The sequence below is a fragment of the Microbacterium sp. S1037 genome (assembly GCF_048381605.1).
GTDB classification, from domain to species: Bacteria; Actinomycetota; Actinomycetes; order Actinomycetales; family Microbacteriaceae; genus Microbacterium; species Microbacterium testaceum_B.
The window spans coordinates 1-1,230 of record NZ_JBLWIG010000006.1 but is presented as its reverse complement, the minus strand read 5'-3'; the positions used below and the strand labels follow the sequence as shown (position 1 = coordinate 1,230).

At 67.5% G+C, this 1,230-nt stretch carries 1 protein-coding gene and 1 pseudogene; both read left to right on the top strand.

The genetic code is table 11. From position 1 onward, the window contains the following. Nucleotides 1–926 (top strand): ABC transporter permease (locus ACMW4R_RS18805; protein WP_418300678.1); only part of this gene is annotated, 926 nt, incomplete at its 5' end. Between the two features lie 44 nt (nucleotides 927–970). Then, nucleotides 971–1,230 (top strand): annotated as a pseudogene (locus ACMW4R_RS18800) (hypothetical protein); the annotation flags it as partial.

The following is a 1,230-nucleotide window of genomic DNA, read 5'->3' as shown; positions in this document are numbered from 1 at the left end:
CGTTCGCGCAGTGGTCGAACTTCCGCCTCATCATCCAGAACGCCTCGATCCTCGCGGTCCTCGGCGTGGGGATGACGTACATCATCATCACCTCGGGCATCGACCTCTCCATCGGCTCGGTGCTGGTGTTCTCGGGGGTCGTCTCGGCTCTGACGATGCGGGCGCTCGGCGGGGAGGGATGGGGGGTGGCGACGATCGGCATCCTGGTCTCGATCCTCAGCGGCGTCTGCTGGGGCCTTCTCAACGGGTTCCTCATCGCCAAGGCGAAGATCCCGCCGCTCATCGTCACGCTCGGCTCGCTCGGCATGGCGCTGGGTCTGGCGCAGATCCTCACCGGTGGTGTCGACATCCGCGACGTCCCGACGGTGCTGACGGTGTCGATCGGGTACGGGAACGTGTTCGGGTCGCTGCCGATCATCAGCGTCATCGCCCTCGTGGTGGTCGTGATCGGCGCGGTGGTGCTCCACTTCACCCGTTTCGGGCTGTACACCTACGCCGTCGGCTCGAGCGAGCTGGCCGCCCGTCGCGTGGGCGTGAAGGTCGACCGCCACCTCATCTCGGTCTACACGCTGTCGGGGGCGCTCGCGGGACTCGCCGGCATCCTGGCCCTGTCGCAGTTCTCGACGACCGCGATCGCGGGGCAGTCGCAGACCAACCTGAACGTCATCGCGGCCGTCGTGATCGGCGGGACCTCGCTGTTCGGCGGGGTCGGCACGATCTTCGGCACCGTGGTGGGTCTGTTCATCCCCGCCGTTCTGCAGAACGGCTTCGTCATCACCGGCGTGCAGCCGTTCTGGCAGCAGGTCGCCGTCGGCGCGGTGCTGATCACCGCCGTGTACGTCGACCAGGTGCGCCGTACCGCCGCGACCCGCGGCAACACCCAAAGCCTCTGGCGCAAGTTCGTCAGCGGAGGACGCCGCGGCTGAGTCCCGGCATCCGGAATCACATCAAGAGAGAACGGTCAATCACAATGCAGTGGAACAAGCAGGTTCTCGCGGTCGCCACCCTCGGCGCCGCAGCCACCCTCGTCCTCGCCGGGTGCTCCGGCGGCTCCTCGTCGGGATCCGCCTCGGGCGGCGCAGACGGCTACAAGATCGCGTTCGTGCAGGGCGTCGCCGGGGATGAGTTCTACATCTCCATGCAGTGCGGCATCGAAGCCGAGGCCAAGGCCGAAGGCGCCACCGTCACCACCCAGGGCCCCGAGAAGTTCGACCCGACCCTGCAAAAGCC